The sequence below is a fragment of the Pseudomonas sp. RA_15y_Pfl1_P11 genome, assembly GCF_963970975.1.
Taxonomy (GTDB): Bacteria; Pseudomonadota; Gammaproteobacteria; order Pseudomonadales; family Pseudomonadaceae; genus Aquipseudomonas; species Aquipseudomonas tritici.
In genome coordinates this window covers 146,662-166,155 of sequence record NZ_CAXAOY010000013.1, presented here as the reverse complement: position 1 = coordinate 166,155, position 19,494 = coordinate 146,662, and the positions used below count along the sequence as shown (strand labels likewise).

Sequence of the window (19,494 nt, the reverse complement as noted above, 5' to 3'; positions counted from 1 at the left end):
GTTTAGCCCGCTCTCTGCTCCGCCAGGAGGAAAGGCCTTGAAAGACCTACTGAATTTGCTGAAAAACCAGGGTCAAGTCGAAGAGTTCGACGCCATCCGTATTGGATTGGCATCGCCTGAGATGATCCGTTCGTGGTCGTTCGGTGAAGTTAAAAAACCGGAAACCATTAACTACCGTACGTTCAAACCTGAACGTGACGGCCTGTTCTGCGCCAAGATCTTTGGCCCGGTTAAGGATTACGAGTGCCTGTGCGGTAAGTACAAGCGCTTGAAGCACCGTGGTGTGATCTGCGAGAAGTGCGGCGTTGAAGTCGCACTGGCCAAGGTTCGTCGTGAGCGTATGGCGCACATCGAACTGGCTTCGCCGGTTGCGCACATTTGGTTCCTGAAATCGCTGCCGTCCCGTATCGGCTTGCTGATGGACATGACCCTGCGTGATATCGAACGCGTTCTCTACTTCGAGAGCTATGTCGTTATCGACCCGGGCATGACCACCCTTGAAAAAGGTCAGCTGCTGAACGACGAGCAGTACTTCGAAGCGCTGGAAGAGTTCGGCGACGATTTCGATGCCCGCATGGGTGCTGAAGCTGTCCGTGAACTGCTGCACGCTATCGACCTGGAACACGAGATTGGCCGTCTGCGTGAAGAAATTCCGCAAACCAACTCCGAAACCAAAATCAAGAAGCTGTCCAAGCGTCTGAAGTTGATGGAAGCCTTCCAGGGTTCCGGCAACTTGCCAGAGTGGATGGTGCTGACCGTTCTGCCGGTTCTGCCGCCAGACCTGCGTCCGCTGGTACCGTTGGACGGTGGTCGTTTCGCGACGTCCGACCTCAACGACCTGTACCGCCGCGTGATCAACCGTAACAACCGTTTGAAGCGCCTGCTCGATCTGTCCGCTCCGGACATCATCGTGCGCAACGAAAAGCGTATGTTGCAAGAAGCTGTCGATGCCTTGCTCGACAACGGTCGTCGTGGTCGTGCCATTACCGGTTCCAACAAGCGTCCTCTGAAATCCCTGGCTGACATGATCAAGGGTAAGCAAGGTCGTTTCCGTCAGAACTTGCTCGGTAAGCGCGTTGACTACTCCGGTCGTTCGGTAATTACCGTAGGCCCGACCCTGCGTCTGCACCAGTGCGGTCTGCCTAAGAAGATGGCACTTGAGCTGTTCAAGCCATTCATCTTCGGCAAGCTGGAAATGCGCGGTCTTGCGACCACCATCAAAGCGGCCAAGAAAATGGTCGAGCGCGAACTGCCAGAGGTTTGGGACGTTCTCGCTGAAGTGATTCGCGAACACCCGGTTCTCCTCAACCGTGCACCGACCCTTCACCGTCTGGGTATCCAGGCGTTTGAACCAGTACTGATCGAAGGTAAGGCTATCCAGCTGCACCCTCTGGTCTGTGCTGCGTACAACGCCGACTTCGACGGCGACCAAATGGCCGTGCACGTACCGCTGACACTGGAAGCCCAGTTGGAAGCGCGTGCGTTGATGATGTCGACCAACAACATTCTGTCGCCAGCCAACGGTGAGCCAATCATCGTTCCGTCGCAGGACGTTGTATTGGGTCTGTACTACATGACCCGTGAAGCGATCAACGCCAAAGGCGAAGGTCGTGTGTTCGCTGACCTGCAAGAAGTTGACCGTGTGTTCCGTGCCGGCGAAGCCGCACTGCACGCCAAGGTCAAAGTGCGGATCAACGAAACCGTCAACGACCGTGACGGTGGCAGCGTGAGCGGCACTCGTATTGTCGACACCACTGTCGGCCGTGCGCTGTTGTATCAAGTTGTGCCCAAAGGTCTGTCGTACGACGTCGTCAACCTGCCGATGAAGAAAAAGGCGATCTCCAAGCTGATCAACCAGTGCTACCGCGTGGTTGGTTTGAAAGAGACCGTGATCTTCGCTGACCAGCTGATGTACACCGGTTTTGCTTATTCGACCATCTCCGGCGTTTCCATCGGCGTTAACGACTTCGTTATCCCTGATGAAAAAGCGCGCATCATCGCGGCTGCAACCGATGAAGTGAAAGAGATCGAGAGCCAGTACGCCTCGGGCCTGGTAACACAGGGTGAGAAGTACAACAAAGTGATCGACCTTTGGTCCAAGGCCAACGACGAAGTGTCGAAGGCGATGATGGCTAACCTCTCGAAAGAGAAGGTTATCGACCGTCATGGCGTAGAAGTCGATCAAGAGTCGTTCAACTCGATGTACATGATGGCCGACTCGGGCGCACGGGGTTCTGCCGCGCAGATCCGTCAGCTCGCCGGTATGCGTGGCCTGATGGCCAAACCGGACGGTTCCATCATCGAAACGCCGATTACTGCGAACTTCCGTGAAGGTTTGAGCGTACTTCAGTACTTCATCTCGACTCACGGTGCTCGTAAAGGTCTGGCGGATACCGCGTTGAAAACCGCTAACTCCGGTTACCTGACTCGTCGTTTGGTAGACGTTGCGCAAGACTTGGTTGTGACTGAAGTTGACTGCGGTACCGAGCACGGTCTGCTGATGACTCCGCACATCGAAGGCGGCGATGTTGTAGAGCCTTTGGGCGAACGCGTACTGGGCCGAGTCATTGCCCGTGACGTATTCAAGCCAGGTACCGAGGAAGTTATCGTTCCTGCTGGCACCCTGGTGGATGAAAAGTGGGTCGAGTTCATCGAACTCAACAGCATCGACGAAGTGATCGTTCGCTCGCCGATCAGCTGCGAAACCCGCTACGGCATCTGCGCCAAATGCTACGGCCGTGACTTGGCTCGTGGTCACCAGGTGAACATCGGTGAAGCGGTCGGCGTTATCGCTGCTCAGTCCATCGGTGAGCCGGGTACCCAGCTGACCATGCGTACGTTCCACATCGGTGGTGCGGCAAGCCGGACCTCCGCAGCCGACAGCGTTCAGGTGAAGAATGGCGGTACCGTCCGTCTGCACAACCTGAAACACGTTGAGCGAGTGGATGGTTGCCTGGTTGCGGTGTCCCGTTCCGGTGAGCTGGCGATCGCTGATGACTACGGTCGTGAGCGTGAGCGTTACAAGCTGCCGTACGGTGCTGTGATTTCGGTTAAAGAAGGTGACAAGGTCGACGCTGGCGCAATCGTGGCCAAGTGGGATCCGCACACTCACCCAATCGTTACCGAAATGAAAGGTACCGTGACCTACGTGGGCATGGAAGAAGGCATCACGATCAAGCGTCAGACTGACGAATTGACCGGTATGACCAACATTGAAGTACTCGACGCGAAAGATCGTCCAGCTGCCGGTAAAGACATCCGTCCTGCCGTGAAGATGGTTGATGACAACGGCAAGGATCTGTTGCTGCCAGGCACTGACGTAATCGCTCAGTACTTCCTGCCAGCCAACGCCCTGGTCGGTGTAGCGGATGGTGCGAAGATCGCGATCGGTGATGTTATCGCGCGTATCCCGCAAGAAACTTCGAAGACCCGTGACATCACCGGTGGTCTGCCGCGTGTTGCCGACTTGTTCGAAGCGCGTCGTCCGAAAGAAGCGTCGATTCTGGCTGAGGTCAGCGGCACCATCGCGTTCGGTAAAGAGACCAAAGGCAAGCGCCGTCTGGTCATTACCCCGAACGACGGTAGCGATCCGTACGAAGAGCTGATTCCGAAGTGGCGTCACCTGAACGTCTTCGAAGGCGAACAGGTAAACCGCGGCGAAGTTATCTCCGACGGCCCAAGCGATCCACACGACATCCTGCGTCTGCTGGGTGTGAGTGCGCTGGCCAAGTACATCGTTAACGAGATCCAGGACGTTTATCGCCTGCAAGGCGTGAAAATCAACGATAAGCACATCGAGACCATCCTGCGTCAGATGCTGCGTAAAGTTGAAATCGCTGAATCCGGCGATTCCAGTTTCATCAAGGGTGACCAGATGGAATTGACTCACGTACTCGTAGAGAACGAGCGTCTGGCTGGCGACGAGAAATTCGTTTCCAAGTTCACTCGCGTGCTGCTGGGTATCACCAAGGCGTCGTTGTCCACTGAGTCGTTCATCTCGGCGGCCTCCTTCCAGGAGACCACTCGCGTACTGACCGAAGCAGCGGTAACCGGCAAGCGCGATTACCTGCGCGGCCTTAAAGAAAACGTGGTTGTGGGTCGTTTGATCCCAGCCGGTACCGGTTTGGCTTACCACAGCGAGCGCAAGCGCCGCCGTGATGCTGACAAGCCGCTGCGCGTGAGCGCCAGTGAAGTGGAAGCTGCACTGACCGAAGCGCTGAACTCTAGCGGTAACTGAGTTCTGCGATAAATAAGTCTGGGCCCTGGCAGCCCCCATTCGTCGGATCGAGGCAGTTTTGCCCCGTTTCGATGAGAGGGGATGTCGGGGCCTTGCCTTGACTGGGGGCAAGATCCTCTTTAGACTCTTGTACCCCTAAATTTGGCGGGAATTCGTTCCTGCCATTTTGCTTTTCTTGCAAGACAATAGCGTCGCAAGACAACAGTGGAGCTAGTAGATGGCAACTATCAACCAGCTGGTACGTCAGCCGCGTAAGCGTATCGTCGAGAAATCCGACGTGCCTGCGCTGCAGAACTGCCCGCAACGTCGTGGCGTATGCACTCGCGTGTATACCACTACGCCGAAAAAACCTAACTCGGCACTGCGTAAAGTATGCCGTGTGCGTCTGACCAACGGTTTCGAGGTTTCCTCGTACATCGGTGGTGAAGGCCACAACCTGCAAGAGCACAGCGTGGTGCTGATCCGTGGCGGTCGTGTAAAAGACTTGCCAGGTGTTCGTTACCACACCGTACGCGGCTCCTTGGATACCTCCGGCGTTAAAGGTCGTAACCAGGGTCGTTCGAAGTACGGTACCAAGAAGCCTAAGTAGTAGCGGCTTTTTGTAAACTGAATCATCTTATTTTCTGAGTCGATAAGAGTAAGGTCGGAGGCGTCCCGCAAGGGCACTGATTCCGAACGAACCTGAAGACCGTTTGAGGGCTTATCCATGCCAAGAAGACGCGTAGCAGCCAAGCGCGAAGTGCTTGACGATCCAAAATACGGAAGCCAAATCCTGGCCAAGTTCATGAACCACGTGATGGAAAGCGGCAAGAAAGCCGTTGCCGAGCGTATTGTTTATGGCGCGCTGGAAAAGGTTAAAGAACGCAAGAACAGCGATCCCCTGGAAATCTTCGAGAAAGCTCTCGACGCCATCGCTCCGCTGGTCGAAGTAAAGTCGCGCCGTGTAGGCGGTGCTACTTACCAGGTTCCGGTCGAAGTTCGCCCGTCCCGTCGTAACGCGCTGGCAATGCGCTGGTTGGTAGACTTCGCCCGCAAGCGCGGCGAGAAGTCTATGGCTCTGCGTTTGGCTGGCGAGCTGTTGGATGCTGCTGAAGGTAAAGGTGCTGCTGTTAAGAAGCGTGAAGACGTGCACCGTATGGCCGAAGCTAACAAAGCTTTCTCGCACTACCGCTTCTAATTTCAGCTTCACTAATTTTGCGAGGGCTTTATGGCTCGTACTACTCCGATTAGTCGCTACCGTAACATCGGTATCGTCGCTCACGTGGATGCTGGTAAAACCACCACCACCGAGCGCGTCCTTTTTTACACTGGCAAAAGTCACAAGATGGGCGAGGTGCATGACGGCGCCGCGACCACAGACTGGATGGTGCAGGAGCAGGAGCGTGGTATTACCATTACTTCTGCTGCCATTACCGCCTTCTGGAAAGGTTCTGCGAAGCAGTACAAGGACGAGCACCGCTTCAACGTCATCGATACCCCGGGCCACGTAGACTTCACCATTGAAGTTGAGCGTTCCCTGCGTGTACTCGACGGCGCGGTCGTTGTGTTCTGCGGTACCTCGGGCGTTGAGCCTCAGTCGGAAACCGTATGGCGTCAAGCCAACAAGTACGGCGTTCCGCGTCTTGTTTACGTCAACAAGATGGACCGTGCAGGTGCGAACTTCCTGCGCGTGATCGGTCAGATCAAGCAGCGTCTGGGTCACACTCCGGTGCCTATCCAGTTGGCTATCGGTGCCGAAGACAATTTCCAGGGCCAGATCGATCTGCTGACCATGGAAGCTGTTTACTGGAACGATGCTGACAAGGGCATGACTCCTCGTCGCGAAGCTATTCCTGCTGAACTGCAGGAGCTGGCTGACGAGTGGCGTAACAACATGGTTGAAGCTGCGGCCGAAGCCAACGAAGAGCTGATGAACAAGTACCTCGAAGGTGAAGAGCTCACCAACGAGGAGATCAAGGCTGCTCTGCGTCAGCGTACTATCGCTGGTGAGATCGTCTTGGCTGTTTGCGGTTCCTCGTTCAAGAACAAGGGTGTTCCCCTGGTTCTCGACGCTGTTATCGACTACCTGCCTGCTCCTACCGACATTCCTGCCATCAAGGGTACTGACCCGGATGACGAGGAAAAGGAAATGGAGCGTCATGCAGACGACAACGAGCCGTTCTCGGCTCTGGCGTTCAAGATCGCTACCGACCCATTCGTGGGTACCCTGACTTTCGTCCGTGTTTACTCGGGCGTGTTGAACTCCGGCGACGGCGTCATCAACTCGGTCAAGGGCAAGAAAGAGCGTGTGGGTCGTATGGTGCAAATGCACGCAAACGCCCGTGAAGAGATCAAGGAAGTGCGCGCTGGCGACATCGCGGCCCTGATCGGCATGAAGGACGTCACCACTGGTGAAACTTTGTGCAACGCTGACAAGCCAATCATCCTGGTTCGCATGGACTTCCCGGAGCCGGTAATTTCGGTTGCCGTTGAGCCCAAGACCAAGGATGACCAGGAAAAAATGGGTATCGCTCTGGGCAAGCTTGCTCAGGAAGACCCATCTTTCCGCGTCAAAACTGATGAAGAGACTGGTCAAACGATCATCTCTGGCATGGGCGAGTTGCACCTGGACATCCTGGTTGACCGGATGCGCCGTGAGTTCAACGTCGAAGCCAACATCGGTAAGCCTCAGGTTTCCTATCGTGAGCGCATCACGAAGAACTGTGAAATCGAAGGCAAGTTCGTTCGTCAGTCCGGCGGTCGTGGCCAGTTCGGTCACTGCTGGATCCGTTTTGCTCCTGCTGACGAAGGTCAGGAAGGTCTGCAATTCGTGAACGAAGTGGTTGGTGGTGTGGTTCCTAAGGAATACATCCCGGCGATCCAGAAGGGTATCGAAGAGCAGATGAAGAACGGTGTTGTTGCCGGCTATCCGCTCATCGGCCTGAAGGCGACCGTTTTTGATGGTTCTTACCATGACGTCGACTCCAACGAGATGGCGTTTAAGGTGGCTGCTTCCATGGCTACCAAGCAACTGGCCCAGAAGGGCGGTGGTGAGTTGCTTGAACCAATCATGGCAGTAGAAGTTGTTACGCCTGAAGACTATATGGGTGACGTGATGGGCGACCTTAACCGTCGTCGCGGCATGATCCTGGGTATGGAAGACACGGTTTCCGGCAAAGTAATTCGTGCCGAGGTTCCGTTGGGTGAGATGTTCGGTTATGCAACCGACGTTCGTTCCATGTCCCAAGGTCGCGCAAGCTACTCTATGGAATTCAAAAAATACAATACAGCGCCGTCGCATATCGTCGAAACTGTTACCAAAAAACAAGGCTGATTCAGTCCTTTAGGCAAGGAGTTAATTGTCGTGGCTAAAGAAAAATTTGATCGTTCCCTACCGCACGTCAACGTTGGCACTATCGGTCACGTTGACCACGGTAAAACCACTCTGACTGCTGCTCTGACTCGCGTTTGCTCCGAAGTTTTCGGTTCTGCAATCGTTGATTTCGATAAAATCGACAGCGCACCAGAAGAGAAAGCTCGTGGTATCACCATCAACACCGCTCACGTTGAATACAACTCGCTGATCCGTCACTACGCTCACGTCGACTGCCCAGGTCACGCTGACTATGTGAAGAACATGATCACTGGTGCTGCTCAAATGGACGGCGCTATCCTGGTTTGCTCGGCCGCTGATGGTCCGATGCCACAAACCCGTGAGCACATCCTGCTGTCCCGTCAGGTAGGCGTTCCGTACATCGTGGTTTACCTGAACAAGGCTGACCTGGTAGACGACGCTGAGCTGCTGGAACTGGTTGAGATGGAAGTGCGCGATCTGCTGAGCACTTACGACTTCCCAGGCGACGACACTCCGATCATCATCGGTTCTGCTCGTATGGCTCTGGAAGGCAAAGACGACAACGAAATGGGCACCACGTCCGTTCGTAAACTGGTTGAGACTCTGGACAGCTACATCCCAGATCCAGTTCGTGTTATCGACAAGCCGTTCCTGATGCCAATCGAAGACGTATTCTCGATCTCCGGTCGCGGTACTGTTGTGACTGGTCGTATCGAGCGCGGTATCGTTAAGGTTCAAGATCCACTGGAAATCGTTGGTCTGCGTGACACTACTGTCACCACCTGCACCGGTGTTGAAATGTTCCGTAAACTGCTCGACGAAGGTCGTGCGGGCGAGAACTGCGGCGTTCTGCTGCGTGGTACCAAGCGTGACGACGTTGAGCGTGGCCAGGTTCTGGTTAAGCCAGGTTCGGTTAAGCCGCACACCAAGTTCGAAGCAGAAGTGTACGTGCTGAGCAAAGAAGAAGGCGGTCGTCACACTCCGTTCTTCAAAGGCTACCGTCCACAGTTCTACTTCCGTACTACTGACGTGACTGGTAACTGCGAGCTGCCGGAAGGCGTTGAGATGGTAATGCCGGGCGACAACATCAAAATGGTTGTTACCCTGATCAAAACCATCGCAATGGAAGACGGCCTGCGTTTCGCTATTCGCGAAGGCGGCCGTACCGTTGGTGCTGGCGTTGTAGCTAAAATCATCGAGTAATTATCTCTTCTGAGGTAGTTTCGATGTTTTGAGAGGGCCCCCGCTTAGCGGGGGCCTTTTTTATTGGGTTGACACCTATCTGGGGCGTCTATAGAATTGCGCCTCCTTTTAACGGGCGTATTGCGCTCGCTGGGAATAGCAGCCGGAGTCTGAAATCCAATGCAAAATCAGCAAATCCGTATCAGGTTGAAGGCTTTTGACCATCGCCTGATCGACCAATCCACCCAGGAAATCGTGGAAACCGCGAAACGTACTGGTGCTCAAGTGCGTGGTCCAATTCCACTGCCTACCCGTAAAGAGCGGTTCACCGTTCTGGTCTCCCCGCACGTCAACAAAGACGCGCGTGACCAGTACGAGATCCGTACTCATAAGCGCGTACTGGACATCGTCCAGCCAACGGATAAAACCGTTGACGCACTTATGAAGCTCGATCTGGCGGCCGGTGTGGAAGTACAGATCAGCCTCGGCTAAGACTTGGGTCTTAGTCGTGTAACGCTCTGAAATGGGCGGCCATAGCGGGTGAAAGCCCCGTACACTCATGAGGTTTACAACATGACTATTGGTGTAGTCGGTCGTAAATGCGGTATGACCCGTATTTTCACCGAAGAAGGTGTCTCCATTCCGGTTACGGTCATTGAGATCGAGCCGAATCGCGTCACCCAGTTCAAAACTGAAGAGACCGATGGCTATCGTGCAGTGCAAGTCACTGTCGGCGAGCGTCGTGCTTCGCGTGTGACTGCTGCTCAAGCAGGTCACTTCGCTAAAGCAAACGTTGCAGCTGGTCGCACTGTTATGGAGTTCCGTCTCGAAGACGGCGACTACCAGGCTGGCGATCTGATCAACGCTGAAATCTTCGCCGCTGGTCAACTGGTTGATGTAACCGGTCAGTCCAAAGGTAAAGGCTTCCAGGGTACGATCAAGCGTTGGAATTTCCGTGGCCAAGACAACACTCACGGTAACTCCGTCTCCCACCGCGTCCCGGGCTCTATTGGCCAGTGCCAGACTCCTGGTCGTGTATTCAAGGGCAAAAAAATGTCCGGTCATATGGGCGCTGAGCGCGTGACCGTGCAGTCCCTCGAAGTAGTGCGCGTCGACGCTGAACGCAATCTGTTGTTGGTCAAGGGTGCTGTTCCTGGCGCTACTGGCGGCAACCTGGTTGTACGTCCAGCGGCCAAGGCTCGCGGTTAAGGGGAAGCTGACATGCAATTAAATGTAAATGACGCTCAAGCGATCGAAGTTTCCGAACTGACATTTGGCGGCGAATTCAACGAGACGCTCGTTCACCAAGCAGTCGTGGCCTACATGGCCGGCGGCCGTCAAGGTAGCAAGCAGCAAAAGACCCGTTCCGACGTTCGTGGTGGCGGTAAGCGCCCTTGGCGTCAGAAAGGTACTGGCCGTGCTCGTGCCGGTACTATCCGTAGCCCAATCTGGCGTGGCGGTGGTACCACTTTCGCAGCTCGTCCACAGGATCACTCGCAGAAGCTCAACAAGAAGATGTATCGCGCAGCACTGCGCTCTATCCTTGCTGAACTCGTGCGTACCGATCGTCTGGTTGTGGTTCAGGACTTCGCTGTTGAAAGTCCAAAAACTAAAGACCTGCTGGGCAAACTGAACGACATGAGCCTGACCGACGTTTTGATCGTGTCTGAAGCTGTTGATCAGAACCTGTACCTGGCTGCTCGCAACCTGCCACACGTTGATGTACGTGACGTGCAAGGTTCCGATCCAGTTAGTCTGATCGCATACGACAAGGTGTTGATCACCGTGTCGGCCGTGAAGAAATTCGAGGAGCTGCTGGGATGAACCAGGAACGCGTATTTAAAGTTCTGCTTGGCCCGCACGTTTCCGAAAAGGCTACGGTTCTGGCTGACAAGAAAGGCCAGTTCGTTTTCAAGGTTGCAACTGACGCAACCAAGCTGGAAATCAAGAAGGCCGTCGAAAGCCTGTTCAGCGTGAAAGTAGAGCGTGTTACTACCCTGAATGTTCTGGGTAAGAGCAAGCGCACTGCTCGCGGTCTGGGCAAGCGTAATGACTGGAAGAAGGCAGTTATCTCCCTTCAGCCAGGCCAAGATCTCGATTTCAGCAGCAGTGCTGAGTAAGGAAGGGGTGCATCATGGCAATCGTTAAATGCAAACCGACTTCCCCTGGCCGCCGTTTTGTGGTCAAGGTGGTCAACCAGGAGCTGCATAAAGGCGCTCCTCACGCACCGCTGCTCGAGAAAAAATCGAAGACTGGTGGTCGTAACAACAATGGTCGTATTACCACTCGTCACATCGGTGGTGGCCATAAGCAGCATTATCGTCTGGTCGATTTCCGTCGCAACGACAAAGATGGCATCTCTGCCACTGTCGAGCGTATTGAATACGATCCAAACCGTACTGCTCACATCGCTCTGCTGCTGTACGCAGATGGCGAGCGTCGCTACATCATCGCCCCTAAAGGCGTGAGCGCTGGCGACCAGCTGATCGCAGGTGCCTTGGCACCGATCAAGCCGGGCAACGCTCTGCAACTGCGCAACATTCCAGTTGGTAGCACCGTACACGGCATCGAATTGAAGCCAGGTAAAGGCGCACAGATCGCTCGTTCCGCTGGTGCTTCGGCTCAGCTGATCGCTCGTGAAGGTGTCTACGTGACCCTGCGTCTGCGTTCTGGTGAGATGCGTAAAGTGCTGGCTGAATGCCGCGCGACCTTGGGTGAGGTCTCGAACTCCGAGCACAGCCTTCGTTCGCTGGGTAAAGCTGGTGCCAAACGCTGGCGTGGCGTTCGCCCAACCGTTCGTGGTGTTGCCATGAACCCGGTTGACCACCCACACGGTGGTGGTGAAGGTCGTACCTCTGGTGGTCGTCATCCGGTATCGCCATGGGGCTTCCCGACTAAGGGCGCGAAGACTCGTGGTAATAAGCGTACCGACAAAATGATCGTCCGTCGTCGCAAGTAAATAGAGGGATACGACAGTGCCACGTTCTCTGAAAAAAGGTCCTTTTATTGATCTTCACCTACTGAAGAAGATCGAAGTGGCGGCGGAAAAGAACGATCGCAAACCAGTTAAGACCTGGTCGCGTCGTTCGATGATCCTGCCACAAATGGTCGGTTTGACCATCGCTGTACACAACGGTCGCTTGCACGTCCCAGTTCTCGTGAACGAAGACATGGTCGGCCACAAACTAGGCGAGTTTGCCGGTACCCGCACATATCGTGGGCACGTGGCAGACAAGAAAGCCAAGCGTTAAGGGGTTAGGAAATGGAAGTAGCCGCTAAGTTGTCGGGCGCTCGAATCTCCGCCCAGAAAGCCCGCTTGGTCGCCGACCAGATCCGCGGGAAGAAGGTGGGCGAAGCGCTCAACCTGTTGGCTTTCAGCAGTAAGAAAGCCGCCGAGATCATGAAGAAAGTGCTGGAGTCGGCCGTAGCCAACGCCGAGCATAACGAAGGCGCAGACGTTGATGATCTGAAGGTCAGCACCGTTTTCGTCAACGAAGGGCGTTCGCTGAAGCGCATCATGCCACGTGCCAAAGGCCGTGCTGATCGCATCGTCAAGCGGTCTTGCCATATCACTGTCAAGGTTGCTGACAAGTAACGGAGTCGAAGAGATGGGTCAGAAAGTACATCCCATTGGCATTCGCCTGGGAATCGTCAAGGAGCACACCTCCGTCTGGTACGCAGACGGTCGGACTTATGCGGACTATTTGTTCGCTGATCTGAAGGTGCGTGAGTATCTCCAAGACAAACTAAAAAGCGCGTCCGTAAGCCGTATCGATATCCATCGTCCGGCACAAACTGCACGTATCACCATCCACACAGCTCGTCCAGGTATCGTTATCGGGAAGAAAGGTGAGGATGTTGAGAAACTGCGTCAGGACCTGACCAAGCAAATGGGTGTGCCTGTGCACATCAATATCGAAGAGATCCGCAAGCCGGAGCTCGACGGTATGCTGGTTGCGCAGAGCGTAGCTCAGCAGCTGGAGCGTCGCGTAATGTTCCGTCGCGCTATGAAGCGCGCTGTACAGAACGCCATGCGCATTGGTGCCAAAGGTATCAAAATCCAAGTGAGCGGTCGTCTCGGCGGTGCTGAAATCGCACGTACTGAATGGTATCGCGAAGGTCGTGTGCCACTGCACACCCTGCGTGCCGACATCGACTATGCCAACTACGAAGCTCACACCACTTACGGTGTGATCGGTGTAAAGGTTTGGATCTTCAAAGGCGAAGTAATTGGTGGTCGCCAAGAAGAACTGAAACCACAAGCACCAGCGCCTCGTAAAAAAGCTGCTAAGTAAGGGGTACGCCAAATGTTGCAACCTAAGCGTACGAAGTTCCGCAAGCAGATGACAGGCCACAACCGTGGTCTGGCTCAGCGCGGTAGCAAAGTCAGCTTCGGCGAGTTCGCGCTGAAGTCTGTAGCTCGTGGTCGTCTCACCGCTCGTCAGATCGAGTCAGCGCGTCGTGCTCTGACCCGTCACGTTAAACGTGGCGGCAAGATCTGGATCCGTGTATTCCCGGACAAGCCTATCTCCAAAAAACCCCTCGAAGTTCGTATGGGTAAAGGTAAGGGTAACGTGGAGTACTGGGTTGCCCAGATTCAGCCAGGCAAAGTCCTGTATGAAATCGAGGGTGTTACTGAAGAGCTGGCGCGTGAGGCTTTTGCCCTGGCTGCTGCAAAGCTGCCGCTCGCCACCGCCTTTGTTAAACGGACGGTGATGTGATGAAAGCGAATGAACTTCGTGAAAAATCCGCACAGCAGCTGAACGAGCAATTGCTCGGCTTGCTGCGCGACCAGTTCAATCTGCGTATGCAGAAAGCAACTGGCCAGTTGGGGCAGTCTCATCTGCTCTCGCAAGTTAAGCGTGACATCGCTCGCGTGAAGACTGTGCTCAACCAGCAGGCAGGTAAGTGATCATGGCTGAAGCCGAAAAGACTGTCCGTACGCTGACTGGCCGTGTTGTCAGCGACAAGATGGACAAAACCATCACCGTACTGATCGAGCGTCGCGTTAAGCACCCGATCTACGGTAAATATGTTAAGCGTTCGACTAAGCTGCACGCGCACGACGAAACCAACCAGTGCCACATCGGCGACAAAGTCACTATTCGTGAAACTCGTCCGCTGGCCAAGACCAAGTCTTGGGCATTGGTTGATGTTCTCGAACGCGCTGTGGAAGTCTAAGGACTAGGGGTCGGAGAAATTATATGATTCAGACTCAATCCATGCTCGATGTGGCCGATAACAGCGGCGCTCGCCGTGTTATGTGCATCAAGGTGCTGGGTGGCTCCCATCGTCGTTACGCTGGTATCGGTGACATCATCAAAGTTACCGTGAAGGAAGCAATTCCTCGCGGTAAAGTGAAAAAAGGCCAAGTGATGACTGCTGTAGTAGTCCGCACTCGTCACGGCGTACGTCGTGCTGATGGCTCCATTATCCGCTTTGATGGCAACGCTGCTGTTCTTCTGAACAACAAGCAAGAGCCGATCGGCACCCGTATCTTTGGGCCAGTGACCCGTGAACTTCGCACTGAGAAGTTCATGAAGATCGTCTCGCTCGCCCCAGAAGTGCTGTAAGGAGATCCGACATGCAAAAGATTCGTCGTGACGACGAGATCATCGTGATCGCCGGCAAAGACAAAGGTAAGCGCGGTAAGGTGCTTAAGGTTCTCGCTAATAACCGTTTGGTTGTCGGTGGTCTGAACCTGGTTAAGCGCCATACCAAGCCTAACCCGATGTCGGGCGTACAAGGCGGTATCGTCGAGAAAGAAGCTCCACTGGACGCTTCTAACGTCGCCATTTTCAACGGTGAAACCAACAAGGCTGACCGCGTTGGTTTCAAAGTAGAAGATGGCAAGAAAATTCGTGTCTTCAAGTCGACCCAAAAAGCGGTTGATGCTTGAACACTGCTAGGTAGAAGACCATGGCACGACTAAAAGAGATTTACTGGAAAGAAATCGCACCGAAACTTAAGGAAGAACTTAAGCTTTCGAACGTGATGGAAGTTCCACGCGTTACCAAAATTACCCTGAACATGGGTCTGGGCGAAGCGGTCGGCGACAAAAAAGTCATCGAACACGCCGTTGCTGACCTGGAAAAGATCACCGGTCAAAAAGTCGTTGTGACTTACGCTCGGAAATCCATCGCTGGCTTTAAAGTCCGTGAAGGTTGGCCGATCGGCGTCAAAGTGACTCTGCGCCGTGAGCGTATGTATGAATTCCTGGATCGTCTGCTGTCGATCTCCCTGCCTCGGGTTCGCGACTTCCGCGGCCTGAATGCCAAGTCCTTCGATGGTCGTGGTAACTACAGCATGGGCGTGAAAGAGCAGATCATCTTCCCGGAAATCGACTACGACAAGATCGATGCTCTCCGCGGTCTGGACATCACCCTGACCACCACTGCCAAGAACGATGATGAAGGTCGCGCCCTGTTGCGTGCTTTCAAATTCCCGTTCCGCAACTGATTGGAGTAGGACCATGGCCAAGATGAGCATGAAAAACCGCGAGCTGAAGCGTCAGCTCACGGTTGCCAAGTACGCCAAGAAGCGTGCAGCACTGAAAGCAATCATCGTTGATCTGAACGCAAGTCCAGAAGCACGTTGGGAAGCTACAGTTGCTCTGCAGAAGCAGCCACGTGACGCAAGCGCTTCGCGTATGCGTAACCGCTGCCGCCTGACCGGTCGTCCACACGGCGTTTACCGCAAGTTCGGCCTCGGCCGTAACAAACTGCGTGAAGCGGCAATGCGTGGTGACGTACCAGGTCTGGTTAAAGCCAGCTGGTAAGTACTTTCAGCGTCCAGGTGGTCGGTATCGCAAGATAACGACCGCCGGTGACCTTGAATCTGGAACAAGCCCCTTTTGGGGCTTGTTTCATTTCTGGAGTGTGTTTAAAATACGCGGCTCGCCTGAGCCCGTGTTATTTATGCCCGGAGATTCTCGGCGACATATGTAGCCGCAAGGCTAATTTTTTTGTATTAGGAGCGTCTAGCCCATGAGTATGCAGGACCCGTTAGCGGACATGCTAACTCGTATCCGTAATGCCCAGATGGCTGAAAAGTCCGTCGTAAGCATGCCATCTTCCAAGTTGAAGGTAGCTGTTGCCAAAGTCCTGAAAGACGAAGGTTACATTGCGGGTTATCAGATCAGCAGCGAAATCAAACCACTGCTGTCCATCGAGCTGAAGTACTTCGAGGGCCGTTCGGTCATCGAGGAAGTGAAGCGCGTTAGCCGTCCAGGCCTGCGTCAGTACAAGTCCGCTGAAGATCTGCCGAAAGTTCGTGGCGGTCTGGGCGTGTCTATCGTCTCCACCAACAAAGGTGTGATGACGGATCGTGCTGCGCGCGCTGCCGGTGTCGGCGGCGAAGTTCTTTGCACTGTGTTCTAAGGGGGGATAAGCATGTCTCGCGTCGCTAAGAACCCCGTTAAGCTGCCAGCTGGTGTCGAAGTAAAATTCGCAGGCCAACAGCTTTCGGTGAAGGGTGCCAAGGGCACTCTTGAACTGAACATCCATTCGTCCGTTGAGATCGTTGAAGAAGCTGGTGAGCTGCGTTTCGCTGCTCGCAATGGCGATCAACAAACTCGCGCAATGGCCGGTACCACGCGTGCGTTGGTAAACAACATGGTCCAAGGCGTAAGCCAAGGCTTCGAGCGTAAGCTCCAGCTGGTCGGTGTTGGTTACAAAGCGCAAGCAAAAGGCACGGTTTTGAACCTGGCCCTTGGCTTCTCGCACCCAGTGGATTACGAACTGCCGGAAGGCATCACCGCTGAGACCCCTAGCCAAACCGATATCCTGATCAAGGGCATCGATAAGCAGCTGGTAGGTCAGGTGGCCGCTGAGATCCGCGACTTCCGTCCACCAGAGCCGTACAAAGGCAAAGGTGTGCGCTACGCGGACGAAGTCGTCCGTCGTAAAGAAGCCAAGAAGAAGTAGGGCATAGCAAATGACCGACAAAAAAGTTACTCGACTGCGTCGCGCTCGCAAAGCACGCCTGAAAATGCACGAACTCGAAGTCGTGCGTCTCTGCGTGTATCGCTCGTCGCAGCACATCTACGCCCAGGTCATCTCGGCCGACGGCAACCAGGTCCTGGCAAGCGCCTCGACTTTGGATAAAGAACTGCGTGATGGTGCCACCGGCAACATCGACGCGGCCACTAAGGTTGGCCAGCTGGTCGCTACGCGTGCTAAGGCCGCTGGCGTCTCGCAAGTGGCTTTCGACCGCTCTGGCTTCAAGTACCACGGTCGCGTGAAAGCGCTGGCTGATGCTGCTCGTGAAGCTGGGCTGGAGTTCTAAGTTATGTCAAATAACGACCAAAAGCGCGACGAAGGCTACATTGAGAAGCTGGTTCAAGTTAACCGCGTAGCCAAAACCGTTAAAGGCGGCCGTATCTTCACTTTCACCGCGTTGACCGTGGTTGGTGATGGTAAAGGGCGTGTTGGCTTCGGCCGTGGCAAGTCACGTGAAGTGCCTGCCGCGATCCAGAAGGCAATGGAAGCTGCTCGTCGCAACATGATCCAAGTTGATCTGAACGGCACCACTCTGCAGTACGCAATGAAGTCCGCCCATGGCGCTTCGAAGGTGTACATGCAGCCTGCTTCTGAAGGTACCGGTATCATCGCAGGCGGCGCTATGCGTGCTGTCCTCGAAGTTGCTGGCGTTCAGAACGTTCTGGCCAAGTGCTACGGCTCGACTAACCCGGTAAACGTGGTTCACGCCACTTTCAAAGGTTTGAAAGCTATGCAATCTCCTGAGTCCATCGCTGCGAAGCGTGGTCTGACTGTCAAGGAGATCTTCTGATCATGGCTACCGTTAAAGTAACGCTGATCAAAAGCATGACCGGCCGCATCCCTAACCACAAACTGTGCGTTAAAGGTCTGGGTCTGCGTCGCATCGGTCACACTGTAGAAGTCCAGGATACTCCCGAGAATCGCGGGATGATCAACAAGGCTTACTACATGCTGCGTGTAGAGGGTTAATCGATGAAACTCAATGATCTGAGTCCAGCGCCGGGTTCCCGTCGCGAAAAGCATCGTCCGGGCCGTGGTATCGGTAGCGGTTTGGGTAAGACTGGTGGCCGTGGCCACAAAGGTCAAACCTCCCGCTCCGGTGGCACAATCGCTCCGGGCTTTGAAGGCGGTCAACAGCCGCTGCATCGTCGCCTGCCTAAGTTCGGTTTCGTATCCCTGAAAGCCATGGACCGCGCAGAAGTGCGCTTGTCCGAGCTGGCCAAAGTGGAAGGCGACATCGTTACTGTGCAGACCCTGAAAGATGCCAACGTGATCAACGTCAACGTACAGCGTGTGAAAATCATGCTGTCCGGTGAAGTGACTCGCGCTGTCACTATCGGCAAGGGAATCGGCGCCACCAAAGGTGCGCGTTCGGCTATCGAAGCAGCTGGCGGCAAGTTCGAGGAATAAATGGCTAAGCAAGGTGCTCTCTCAGCGCTCGGCAAAGGCGGTATGTCTGAACTTTGGGCTCGTCTGCGTTTTCTGTTCCTGGCGATTATCGTCTACCGAATAGGCGCACACATCCCGGTTCCAGGTATCAACCCGGACCGACTCGCAGACCTGTTTCGACAGAATGAGGGGACCATTCTTAGCTTGTTCAACATGTTTTCCGGCGGCGCGCTGGAACGTATGAGTATCTTTGCACTGGGGATCATGCCGTATATTTCGGCATCGATCATCATGCAACTGATGACAGCCGTCAGCCCGCAGCTGGAGCAGTTGAAGAAGGAAGGTGAAGCTGGCCGTCGCAAGATTAGCCAGTACACCCGCTACGGCACTGTCATCCTCGCCTTGGTTCAAGCTATCGGCATGTCCGTTGGTCTGGCCGGGCAGGGTGTTGCGTTCACTGGTGACTTTGGCTTCCATTTCGTCGCGGTATCCACTTTTGTGGCTGGTGCGATGTTCATGATGTGGCTGGGTGAGCAGATTACTGAGCGTGGTGTTGGTAACGGTATCTCGATGTTGATTTTCGCAGGTATCGTCGCCGGTCTTCCGAGAGCAATTGGGCAGTCTTTCGAGTCTGCACGTCAGGGTGATATCAATATTTTCGCTTTGGTTGCTATCGGTTTGCTGGCAGTAGCGATTATCGGTTTTGTGGTGTTCATTGAGCGTGGCCAGCGTCGTATTGCTGTTCATTACGCCAAGCGTCAGCAGGGCCGTAAGGTTTTTGCTGCGCAGACCAGCCACTTGCCGCTGAAAGTGAATATGGCCGGCGTTATTCCGGCAATTTTCGCGAGCAGCATTTTGCTGTTTCCGGCTTCGTTGGGTACCTGGTTTGGTCAGTCTGAAAATATGGGCTGGCTGCAGGACCTCTCTCAGTCGATCGCTCCTGGTCAGCCGTTGAATATTCTGCTGTTTAGTGCAGGGATTATTTTCTTCTGCTTCTTCTATACGGCGTTGATGTTCAATCCGAAAGACGTAGCGGAAAACCTGAAGAAGTCCGGTGCCTTTATTCCGGGTATCCGTCCAGGTGAGCAGTCTGCACGCTACATTGATGGCGTTCTGACCCGTTTGACCCTGTTCGGTGCTCTATATATGACGGCCGTGTGCTTGCTTCCCCAGTTCCTGGTGGTTGCAGCAAACGTTCCGTTCTACCTTGGCGGGACCTCGTTGCTGATCGTGGTCGTGGTTGTGATGGACTTCATGTCCCAAGTACAATCGCACCTCGTTTCGCACCAGTACGAATCCCTGATGAAGAAAGCCAACCTGAAGGGCTACGGCAGCGGCATGTTGCGCTGAGT

Annotated in this window: 27 protein-coding genes; all 27 read left to right on the top strand. The window is 54.5% G+C overall.

Annotated elements, in window-relative coordinates; all coding sequences use genetic code 11:
• Positions 1 to 37: 37 nt before the first annotated feature.
• Positions 38 to 4,237 (top strand): DNA-directed RNA polymerase subunit beta', encoded by a 4,200-nt coding sequence (gene rpoC / locus AACY44_RS17745; protein ID WP_049711295.1) that lies wholly within the window; start codon positions 38 to 40, stop codon positions 4,235 to 4,237.
• A 217-nt stretch (positions 4,238 to 4,454) separates the two neighbouring features.
• Positions 4,455 to 4,826, top strand: a complete 372-nt coding sequence (gene rpsL, locus AACY44_RS17740) for a 30S ribosomal protein S12 (RefSeq protein WP_002555494.1) — start codon at positions 4,455 to 4,457, stop codon at positions 4,824 to 4,826.
• Between the two features lie 117 nt (positions 4,827 to 4,943).
• On the top strand, positions 4,944 to 5,414 hold the full coding sequence (gene rpsG, locus AACY44_RS17735; protein ID WP_002555493.1) for a 30S ribosomal protein S7: 471 nt from the start codon (positions 4,944 to 4,946) through the stop codon (positions 5,412 to 5,414).
• Between the two features lie 30 nt (positions 5,415 to 5,444).
• Entirely contained in the window at positions 5,445 to 7,550 is a 2,106-nt protein-coding gene (fusA, locus tag AACY44_RS17730; protein ID WP_339417031.1) for an elongation factor G, read from the top strand.
• Between the two features lie 30 nt (positions 7,551 to 7,580).
• Positions 7,581 to 8,774: an elongation factor Tu gene (gene tuf, locus AACY44_RS17725; RefSeq protein ID WP_003176426.1), complete on the top strand. Its 1,194-nt coding sequence runs from the start codon at positions 7,581 to 7,583 to the stop codon at positions 8,772 to 8,774.
• Between the two features lie 159 nt (positions 8,775 to 8,933).
• The gene (gene rpsJ / locus AACY44_RS17720) at positions 8,934 to 9,245 is read left to right on the top strand and encodes a 30S ribosomal protein S10 (protein ID WP_003186070.1); all 312 of its coding nucleotides are present in this window, start codon (positions 8,934 to 8,936) and stop codon (positions 9,243 to 9,245) included.
• A gap of 81 nt (positions 9,246 to 9,326) precedes the next feature.
• The gene (gene rplC / locus AACY44_RS17715; RefSeq protein WP_003194649.1) at positions 9,327 to 9,962 is read left to right on the top strand and encodes a 50S ribosomal protein L3; all 636 of its coding nucleotides are present in this window, start codon (positions 9,327 to 9,329) and stop codon (positions 9,960 to 9,962) included.
• A 12-nt stretch (positions 9,963 to 9,974) separates the two neighbouring features.
• Positions 9,975 to 10,577 carry a 50S ribosomal protein L4 gene (gene rplD, locus AACY44_RS17710; protein WP_049711296.1) on the top strand — a complete coding sequence of 201 codons (603 nt, stop codon included), beginning with the start codon at positions 9,975 to 9,977 and terminating at the stop codon, positions 10,575 to 10,577.
• A complete protein-coding gene (gene rplW, locus AACY44_RS17705; protein WP_002555488.1) occupies positions 10,574 to 10,873 on the top strand; it encodes a 50S ribosomal protein L23 in 300 nt (99 codons plus the stop codon). Before rplD ends, rplW begins: the two co-directional genes overlap by 4 nt.
• Positions 10,874 to 10,887: 14 nt before the next feature.
• Positions 10,888 to 11,712, top strand: a complete 825-nt coding sequence (gene rplB, locus AACY44_RS17700; protein ID WP_003176423.1) for a 50S ribosomal protein L2 — start codon at positions 10,888 to 10,890, stop codon at positions 11,710 to 11,712.
• 16 nt (positions 11,713 to 11,728) lie between these two features.
• Positions 11,729 to 12,004, top strand: a complete 276-nt coding sequence (gene rpsS, locus AACY44_RS17695) for a 30S ribosomal protein S19 (protein ID WP_003232420.1) — start codon at positions 11,729 to 11,731, stop codon at positions 12,002 to 12,004.
• 11 nt (positions 12,005 to 12,015) lie between these two features.
• Positions 12,016 to 12,348 (top strand): 50S ribosomal protein L22, encoded by a 333-nt coding sequence (gene rplV, locus AACY44_RS17690; RefSeq protein ID WP_003103908.1) that lies wholly within the window; start codon positions 12,016 to 12,018, stop codon positions 12,346 to 12,348.
• Positions 12,349 to 12,361: 13 nt separating this feature from the next.
• Positions 12,362 to 13,048: a 30S ribosomal protein S3 gene (gene rpsC, locus AACY44_RS17685; protein WP_003176422.1), complete on the top strand. Its 687-nt coding sequence runs from the start codon at positions 12,362 to 12,364 to the stop codon at positions 13,046 to 13,048.
• A 12-nt stretch (positions 13,049 to 13,060) separates the two neighbouring features.
• Positions 13,061 to 13,474 carry a 50S ribosomal protein L16 gene (rplP, locus tag AACY44_RS17680; RefSeq protein WP_003232424.1) on the top strand — a complete coding sequence of 138 codons (414 nt, stop codon included), beginning with the start codon at positions 13,061 to 13,063 and terminating at the stop codon, positions 13,472 to 13,474.
• Entirely contained in the window at positions 13,474 to 13,665 is a 192-nt protein-coding gene (rpmC, locus tag AACY44_RS17675) for a 50S ribosomal protein L29 (protein WP_002555481.1), read from the top strand. The genes rplP and rpmC overlap by 1 nt, the downstream gene beginning before the upstream one ends.
• Before the next feature lie 2 nt (positions 13,666 to 13,667).
• Complete coding sequence (gene rpsQ / locus AACY44_RS17670) at positions 13,668 to 13,934, top strand: 30S ribosomal protein S17 (RefSeq protein ID WP_003176419.1); 267 nt, start codon at positions 13,668 to 13,670, stop codon at positions 13,932 to 13,934.
• 23 nt (positions 13,935 to 13,957) lie between these two features.
• Complete coding sequence (rplN, locus tag AACY44_RS17665; protein ID WP_002555479.1) at positions 13,958 to 14,326, top strand: 50S ribosomal protein L14; 369 nt, start codon at positions 13,958 to 13,960, stop codon at positions 14,324 to 14,326.
• 11 nt (positions 14,327 to 14,337) lie between these two features.
• A complete protein-coding gene (gene rplX / locus AACY44_RS17660; RefSeq protein ID WP_186546713.1) occupies positions 14,338 to 14,652 on the top strand; it encodes a 50S ribosomal protein L24 in 315 nt (104 codons plus the stop codon).
• Positions 14,653 to 14,672: 20 nt separating this feature from the next.
• On the top strand, positions 14,673 to 15,212 hold the full coding sequence (rplE, locus tag AACY44_RS17655) for a 50S ribosomal protein L5 (protein WP_003176415.1): 540 nt from the start codon (positions 14,673 to 14,675) through the stop codon (positions 15,210 to 15,212).
• 13 nt (positions 15,213 to 15,225) lie between these two features.
• Positions 15,226 to 15,531: a 30S ribosomal protein S14 gene (gene rpsN / locus AACY44_RS17650; RefSeq protein WP_003176414.1), complete on the top strand. Its 306-nt coding sequence runs from the start codon at positions 15,226 to 15,228 to the stop codon at positions 15,529 to 15,531.
• Positions 15,532 to 15,739: 208 nt separating this feature from the next.
• Positions 15,740 to 16,132, top strand: a complete 393-nt coding sequence (rpsH, locus tag AACY44_RS17645) for a 30S ribosomal protein S8 (protein ID WP_003176413.1) — start codon at positions 15,740 to 15,742, stop codon at positions 16,130 to 16,132.
• Between the two features lie 12 nt (positions 16,133 to 16,144).
• Complete coding sequence (rplF, locus tag AACY44_RS17640) at positions 16,145 to 16,678, top strand: 50S ribosomal protein L6 (protein ID WP_003176412.1); 534 nt, start codon at positions 16,145 to 16,147, stop codon at positions 16,676 to 16,678.
• Positions 16,679 to 16,688: 10 nt separating this feature from the next.
• Positions 16,689 to 17,039 carry a 50S ribosomal protein L18 gene (rplR, locus tag AACY44_RS17635; RefSeq protein WP_003176410.1) on the top strand — a complete coding sequence of 117 codons (351 nt, stop codon included), beginning with the start codon at positions 16,689 to 16,691 and terminating at the stop codon, positions 17,037 to 17,039.
• Positions 17,040 to 17,042: 3 nt separating this feature from the next.
• The gene (gene rpsE, locus AACY44_RS17630) at positions 17,043 to 17,543 is read left to right on the top strand and encodes a 30S ribosomal protein S5 (RefSeq protein ID WP_003176409.1); all 501 of its coding nucleotides are present in this window, start codon (positions 17,043 to 17,045) and stop codon (positions 17,541 to 17,543) included.
• 2 nt (positions 17,544 to 17,545) lie between these two features.
• Positions 17,546 to 17,722 carry a 50S ribosomal protein L30 gene (gene rpmD / locus AACY44_RS17625; protein ID WP_003176408.1) on the top strand — a complete coding sequence of 59 codons (177 nt, stop codon included), beginning with the start codon at positions 17,546 to 17,548 and terminating at the stop codon, positions 17,720 to 17,722.
• Positions 17,723 to 17,725: 3 nt separating this feature from the next.
• Positions 17,726 to 18,163, top strand: a complete 438-nt coding sequence (gene rplO, locus AACY44_RS17620) for a 50S ribosomal protein L15 (RefSeq protein ID WP_003176407.1) — start codon at positions 17,726 to 17,728, stop codon at positions 18,161 to 18,163.
• Complete coding sequence (gene secY / locus AACY44_RS17615) at positions 18,164 to 19,492, top strand: preprotein translocase subunit SecY (protein ID WP_003176406.1); 1,329 nt, start codon at positions 18,164 to 18,166, stop codon at positions 19,490 to 19,492.
• Positions 19,493 to 19,494 lie beyond the last annotated feature (2 nt).